This window comes from Bacteroidales bacterium (genome assembly GCA_018334875.1).
GTDB lineage: Bacteria > Bacteroidota > Bacteroidia > Bacteroidales > UBA12077 > JAGXLC01.
In genome coordinates this window covers 1-7,506 of record JAGXLC010000207.1, presented here as the reverse complement: position 1 = coordinate 7,506, position 7,506 = coordinate 1, and the positions used below count along the sequence as shown (strand labels likewise).

Below are 7,506 nucleotides of genomic sequence, written 5' to 3'. Positions count from 1 at the left end.
TTTCTATTCCTTTTACTTCTGCATTTCTTATTAAAGTTTCTGCCCGCGTAAGATCATTTATATCCAACAGAATATTGATCGCTATCTGCGAGGTGATCACAGATTTAATATTGATATTTGCCTGATCCAGCTCTGAAGTAATTTTCGCCAGAATTCCCGGTTTAACTCCTACACCCGAACCACCCAGTTTAACGATTCCAAAATCATCGCTATAAGAAATGCTCTTGATAACCTCACGCGATACATTTCTTTTCTCGCTGATAACAGTGAGGGGCTTGGATATATCGGTAACATTACGAATATTATATATGTTCACCGGAATGCTTTTTTTCCGCAAAGGCTCCACAGTCCGAGGATGAAGTATCTTGGAACCGAAATAAGCCAGCTCAGCAGATTCGGAATAGGTAAGGTAGCCAACATTTCTTGTATTGTCAACAATGCCGGGATCAGCACTTAAGAAACCGTCTACATCTTTCCATACATCAAGAGACTCCGCATCAATGCAATTGGCTATTGCGGCTGCGGAATAATCGCTGCCACCCCTGCCAAGCAATGTCACCTTATTTTCTAAAGAAACTCCATAAAAACCAGGGATGACATATAATGTTCCATCCAGATACTTTTTGAAATGATCCCGGCTCAATTCAGTTTCTATTGTGGCATTCCTGTATTCACCATCTGTATAAAGAGGAATATCCTCAGGAAGCAGCTCCCTGCTTGCAAAACCATTTGCCCGGAGGATGCAGGAAAAAATCAATGACGAGAAGCGTTCTCCGTAGCTCAAGATTTCATCTCTCAGAAAGTCAGGAATATAACCTATATAATGAATCCCCATCAGTTTTTTCTGCAATTCATCAAATCTTTGTTCAAGGTCTTTTTTAGCCTCCTCATTCAATTTGGGATCTTTGATATAATTATCGAATATCTCATATTTAATTTGCCTGATCTTTTCGGTAAAATTATGAATATCTTTCTGATCTTCCCGGCATCTTTCAATAACTTCCGTCAACTCATCTGTAATTCCGTAAAAGGCCGAAAATACAAGAATCAGGGGTTGATCATACAACCGGGTAACCTCAAGAATTTGTTTTATATCCTCCAAAGACTTCAGGTTTGATCCGCCAAATTTCACTACACGATATTTGTGCATATTCACAGGTTTAATGATTAAAGATAAAAATACGAGGATTCTTTGACCTGTTTTTCAGGCCTGTTGGATTCGATAACAGAATAAACAGGTGTTAACGCATGGACATAGGCAAAAATGGCATTATGAAGTCTTTGCAGGTAAGATGATAATCCCTTAAGCAACAGATTTCGTGGCAGGAAAATTCTTTTCGTAAAATGCTCTGTGTTCTCATGACTTAGCGTTTTGATTTATAAATCCCCGTCTTGGGCCAGGTAGTAGCACCTTGTCACTTTTGGACCGGTTGCTAGAGGTTCAAAGAGCCTGGTCTCTCCCCTCTTCTGTATAAATCCAACGCCCTTTATTGTGGAAAATAAAGAGGTTTGAATCAGCTCACAAATAAATGAAGAAAATCGGAATATTCAAAATATAATTCAAGAAAAATGAATTGAATATTGAATGATTCTCATTTCATCATTTTTTATGTCAGTACAAAATGACATCCTAATTGTTTACGTTTTCATTCCGAAAAAAGTTCAATATACCAATTTGCGAACCGTATAAAACTTAAAACCATGTTCAATGATTCAAAAGGCCCCATCGAACATTTTTCATGGGGAAAGTTTGTCATCAATGGCGAAGAGCACGGCAAAACCAATGAAGGCAAGAAAGGCAAAGGTAAAGACATATGCCTTATCGGTGACGAGGTAAAGAAATGGAAAGAGAGGGAGGGGCATACCCTGGAACCCTCTATGGTAAGCAGAGTCTTTGACAAAAATATCAATACGCTGATTATCGGTACCGGAGTTAACGGCCAGATAGAGTGCCCCGAAGAAGTTAAAAAAGAGATCAGGAAACACAACATTCACGAATTGGTGCTTCTTAAGACCCCCGATGCCTGCAAAAAATACAATGAACTTTATAAACAGAGTAAAAGGGTTGCTCTGCTTGCTCATGGGACATGCTAGGCGGTACCATTCATAAGCGAACAATGTGAAGTTTATGAAGCGCTTGAGATGTGTAAAGTTTAATATAGGGGTAATAAGGTTTTTGAAAAAACTTTGGAAGATAAACCCGAACCCATGGAACGTATGTGATATTAAATAAACAATAATTCATTATGCCAAATTCTGGTGGATGAATGCCAAATGATTCAGAATCTTCTGAAGGCGCGTACCCTCCCCGCATCCCTTGTGAGGGGAGGAGCATTGGAAGTGTGGAATTAATGGTTTTTGCTTATGGCCGGATAACAGATTATGAATAAATCAAGGTTTATTCATTCCAATTAAAAAATTTTCTATATTTTGGCTCCAAAATGCGATCATAAAACCCAAACAACCATGCTAAAAAAAATCACTTTGTTCTCTTTCTTCATCATCTTCACCTTTCAGTTATATGGGGTTCCTTTCAGTTTGATCAGGAATGCCGGGGATGCTGAAGACTATCCGGATTCAGACTATCTTGTAATTTTCGATTCCACAAGCGTGGACGTTCAGGAAAGCGGCCTGAGCTATAGAGACTACCATAAGCTTTACAAAGTATTGACTCCGGAAGGAGCCAAAAAGCTGAATCATCTGAAGTATCGTTATGATCCGCTATCGGCTCATGTAGATATAAAGACAGTAAAGATCTACAGGAAAGACGGCACAGTAGAAGAGCTCGACATGGAAAAGGAGAGGGATTATCCGGCTCCCGCCAGAATGATCTATTGGGGAGCAAGACATAAAATGGTGAACATCGGCAACCTGGAACCGGGAGATGCCGTGGAAGTAGTCAGATTCATGAAAGGGTTTACTTACGCTCTTTTACAGGAAGACACCCCGCCTTCCGATGACAAATATGTACCCCCTATGGAAGGGCATTTCTACGATATAGTGGAATTCTGGAATGAAGAACCTGTGCAGAGGAAGGTGTACCAACTTTCACTTCCAAAATCCAAGGAATTGTTTTACAAATTTTACAACGGCAATGTATATACTTCCCAATACCCAACCACAAAAGATAAAATCCAGTATAATTTCATAAAGAACAACATTGGACCGGTGGAAATAGAACCTCATATGGTCGCCGTCTCAGATGTTGCTCCCAAGCTGATCGTCACCACCACTGAAAAATGGGAACAGAAATCCCTTTGGTTCTATAATGTCAATAAAGATTACGGCAGTTTTGAATACAATGAAGCAATTGAAAATAAAGTGGATGAAATTCTCACAGATGCGGACACAAAAATGGACAGCATATCCCTTTTGACGCACTGGGTGGCTGATAACATAAGATATTCAGGGCTCTCTATGGGAGAAGGCGAAGGATATACCCTTCATAAAAGTACAAGAACATTCCGTGACCGGTGTGGCGTTTGTAAAGACAAAGCCGGCATGCTGGTCACGATGCTCAGAGTAGCAGGATTTGAATCTTACGCAGCAATGACTATGGCCCGCTCCAGTATTGAAGACATCCCCGCAGATCAGTTTAACCATGCAGTCACCCTGGTCAAGATGGACAATGGAGAATACAAGTTGCTTGACCCCACCTGGGTACCATTCACCCGTGAATTATGGTCGAGTCTCGAACAACAACAGGATTACCTAATGGGAGTTCCCGGAGGATCCGACCTGAAGGAAACACCTATATCCCCACCCGAAAATCATTACTATAAAATGAACGGCACTTCAACCCTTAAGGCAGCCGGTACCCTGGAAGGACAGTTTACCATTGAAGCCGAAGGGCAATCCGATGCGGCTTTAAGGGGCATGTTCACAGGCAATTTCAAATCGGACTGGGACAGGACACTGGAAAAAAAGATAAAAAAAATATCACCGGACATTGAAATACTGGAAATGGAATACAGCGAGCCTTATCAATATCTGGAAGAAAATATGAAAATTACAGTGAAATACAGGATTTCCAACTATGCCACCATAAGCAAAAACAATATACTGTTTACACCTGTTGTGGCTTTGGAACTCTTTCAAAATGCCAACCATCACCTCCGCTTCGATCCCGGTGCGGAGGAAAGAAAATTTGGATTCAGGGATCGTTGCAGCAGATTGGTGGAATTACATGAAACAGTTAACCTGCCTGATCATTCAGAAGCCGTGTATATCCCGGAAGCCAGCAAAATAAAAGGTTCAGCGGCTTCTTTCGAAGGCGGCTACCAAATAAAAGACAATAAACTGATTCTGAATGAAACCATCCGTTTTGAAAAGAGAAAGTATAAAGCAGATGAATGGTATAATTTCAAAACTGTAGTTGAAGCCCAGAAAAAGCTGGCCAACGAAAAAGTAATCTTAAAAAAATAAAATTTTGAACGTTGAAAATTGAGAACCATGATAAGACCATTGATATTTGCCCTTTTGATTTTCACCCTGGCCATCTATAACTCCTGTGATCAACCAACAGAAGAACAAAAAGAAGCAGACGCGCTTTTCCAGAAAATTACCAAAGTGTACACCCTTCATGAGGATGGCTCCATAGATTACCGATACCAACACGAACTGGACCTTCACAGTCACTACTCATTCAATCGCCTGTATGGTGAGACATTCATTGTATACAATCCCGAATACCAGGAGCTCAATATCAACAGATCGGTAACTGAGACCAAAGAAGGGAAAAAGGTACCTTCTCCTGAGAATGCCTACAATGAAGTGCTACCTGGTTTTGCATCCGGAGCCCCACCGTTTCACCACTTAAGGGAAATGGTAGTGACCCATACTGGTTTGGAAAAAAATTCCACCGTGAGACTGGATTATGAAATAGAAAGCAAGCCCGAATTTATGCCCTTTCTTATGGGCAATGAAGTCCTCGCAAAAGCTTCCCCTGTGCGGGAACTTGTTATCAAAGTAAAATTTCCTGAAGATAAAAAGCTTAACTATAAACTACTCCATGCACAGGAAAATTTAAATATCTCCAACAATGGAAACCTGAAAGAATATAAATGGGTTTTTGAGGATCTACCTGCAACTAAGCATGAGGATCAGCAGCCGAGATACAACCAGCATTTGCCACGGCTGATTTTCAGCACAGCGGATTTGAACAGGGCATACCAATACACTACCGAACAGTTCTCCGGTAGTTTGCCGGAAAGTATAGCGCAAAGCATTACAGATGCAGTAGGTAACAGCACAACCAGAATGGACAGCATACTGGCCATCCGGGATATGGTGGTGAATCACATCAACCATTTTGATATCCCTCTGAAGCATACCGGATTCCGTCTAAGATCCAACGAAGCCGTTCTTGAGGACAACGGAGGTACTACGCTGGGAAAAACGATATTACTGGTAAGCATTCTGAATGAAATGGGCATCAATGCCAAAACGGTGGGCATTATTCCTTCCGAATTTTCGGAGAAAAACATGGGGAATCTGAAAACCTTTGAAGAATATTATGTAAAGGTCTCCAATAAAGGTGAAACAATATATCTTTCTGCAGTAAACAGCAACCGGATTAATGCAAAATACGGGTATTCGGATGAAGTCAACCTTCTTTTGGATCACGAAAAAAATGCACCCGAATGGCTCAAGCCGGAAGAAAATATTAGTACAGTGGAAATCTCCGGAGATATGGAGCTGAATAATGCAAACCGGCTAACCGGGGAAGTAGATGCCCGGCTCACGCATTGCGAGAATCCTTATCTTGAGGTGGAAAGAAACGAGGCTTCAGCTCAATCGCTTTTATCACCCGGATTTAACGCTTCAGATATAAGAAATTATCAGTTGGACAGTCTTTCTCCCGCAATGAGTCAAATCCATTATACCATTAACCGGGAATTTATGCCAGAAGAACAGGGCAATTACAGGTTCATGACGATACCTGAAATAAACACCGGCCTGGACCAGTGGCATCTGGAGACATTAACCGCATCGCGGATAACCCCTGTGGAATTGGGGTGGCCAGTTGATGTTAATTACAATTATACCCTAACTGTACCTGAATCGCTACAATTGGAAAACAGAGATATAGACATTAGACAAAACAATGATATCGGCTCGGTAACCATTCGGATTCAGCAGGAAAATGGCAATATTCAGATCAGAAGGGAACTTCAGGTTACGGAAAAAACCATTCAACCTGCGGATTATAACAAACTGAAAGAAATCATGAACCTTTGGTATAAGGACAATTACAGAAAACTGATTTTTAGTTTTTGAACCACATACGAGGCATTTAAGGGACATATAAAAACAAATGTTGCAGGCTCTAACTTTTTACAATTTCTTTATTTCCTCCCATACTTGTTTATTTACCGGAATGCCGTTTTTCAGGTTCTCATTCCGTGTGGCCACTACATTTTCACCGGGATAAAGAACCTTTGCCTCAGGTTTATCCGTGGCAGATTTTTTCAGATCATCTATAATATCTGAAATGGTGGATTCGATGGAAGGATAATTGCTAAGCTTTTTCAGGTCCATGGCGATAAAAACCTGGGAAACCCCATATTCTGCTTCCCGTTTGCTAAGCTGATGGGTAGATAAGCCACCAGACAAAAGGGTGGCTAAAATATCAAGCAGAAGCGACAAACCTGAACCCTTCCAGTAGCCAATGGGTAAGGCCCGTCCGCTTTCCAATATTTCTGAAGGATCGGTACTAAGCTCGCCTTTTCGGTTGAATCCACCCGGATATGGCAATTGTTCCCCCTCCAGTTTTTTGTTTTCCATCTTTCCGTATGAATACTGCGACATGGCAAAGTCAAGAACAATGGCTTCGTTTTCAAAAGGTACGGCAATAACGAGTGGATTATTTCCCAGCCGGGAACCTTTGGCACCCCAGGCGGGCATATTGGCTTCTGTATTGGTCCAGCCAATAAAAGCAAAACCTTTCCTGGCAGCTTGCCATCCGTAAGTTCCACCCCGCATCCAGTGGTTGGTATTGGCCAGGGCAATCCCTCCCAATCCATATTGTTCGGCAATATCCATAGCACGATTGGTGCTAAACTCAGCATTTAATGGACCAGGCGCAAGATTCCCCTCCCATTGCTCCAGCGATCCTAAAGAATTTATAAGTTCAGGCTTTGCATGAACGTCTATATATCCTTTTAGGAGATGCCTGATGAATCTCGGAAAACGATAAACCCCATGTGAGTATATACCTTCCAGGCTATTAACGGCAAAAATTTCGGCACAACGGCCGGCTTGGTCTTCGGTCAAGGAGTGGTTAAGTAAAATGCGTTTAAATTCTGAACGCATCTGTTCGAAGAAAACTCTTTCAGTATCCATATTCCATAGAATTTTAGGAAGTGTATTATTGAGCAGGTATAAAAATAAAAAAAATCCCGTCCTGCCTCAGAGGCGGGACGGGATTTTTTAAAAAGACGGCGATGACCTACTCTCCCACTTGTCGTAGTACCATCGGCGCTGGTGGGCTTAACTTCTCTGTTC

General features: G+C 41.5%; 5 protein-coding genes and 1 riboswitch. Of the genes, 3 read left to right on the top strand and 2 right to left on the bottom strand.

Translation table 11 applies throughout. The annotated features are described in order from the left end of the window. A partial coding sequence (locus KGY70_14345; GenBank protein ID MBS3776371.1) for an aspartate kinase occupies positions 1 to 1,150 on the bottom strand: 1,150 nt, incomplete at its 3' end. A 224-nt stretch (positions 1,151 to 1,374) separates the two neighbouring features. Further along, a riboswitch (SAM riboswitch) is annotated at positions 1,375 to 1,478 on the bottom strand. A gap of 223 nt (positions 1,479 to 1,701) precedes the next feature. Between KGY70_14345 and KGY70_14340 the strand changes: the two genes are divergently transcribed. The 3 genes from KGY70_14340 (at position 1,702) to KGY70_14330 (ending at position 6,279) form a co-directional block, all read left to right on the top strand. Beyond that, entirely contained in the window at positions 1,702 to 2,094 is a 393-nt protein-coding gene (locus KGY70_14340; GenBank protein MBS3776370.1) for a hypothetical protein, read from the top strand. Positions 2,095 to 2,466: 372 nt separating this feature from the next. Beyond that, positions 2,467 to 4,425 (top strand): DUF3857 and transglutaminase domain-containing protein, encoded by a 1,959-nt coding sequence (locus tag KGY70_14335; GenBank protein ID MBS3776369.1) that lies wholly within the window; start codon positions 2,467 to 2,469, stop codon positions 4,423 to 4,425. Between the two features lie 27 nt (positions 4,426 to 4,452). Beyond that, positions 4,453 to 6,279 (top strand): DUF3857 domain-containing protein, encoded by a 1,827-nt coding sequence (locus tag KGY70_14330; GenBank protein MBS3776368.1) that lies wholly within the window; start codon positions 4,453 to 4,455, stop codon positions 6,277 to 6,279. A gap of 57 nt (positions 6,280 to 6,336) precedes the next feature. On the opposite strand, the gene yiaK is transcribed toward KGY70_14330, so the two are convergent. Then, positions 6,337 to 7,344 carry a 3-dehydro-L-gulonate 2-dehydrogenase gene (gene yiaK, locus KGY70_14325; protein ID MBS3776367.1) on the bottom strand — a complete coding sequence of 336 codons (1,008 nt, stop codon included), beginning with the start codon at positions 7,342 to 7,344 and terminating at the stop codon, positions 6,337 to 6,339. Positions 7,345 to 7,506 lie beyond the last annotated feature (162 nt).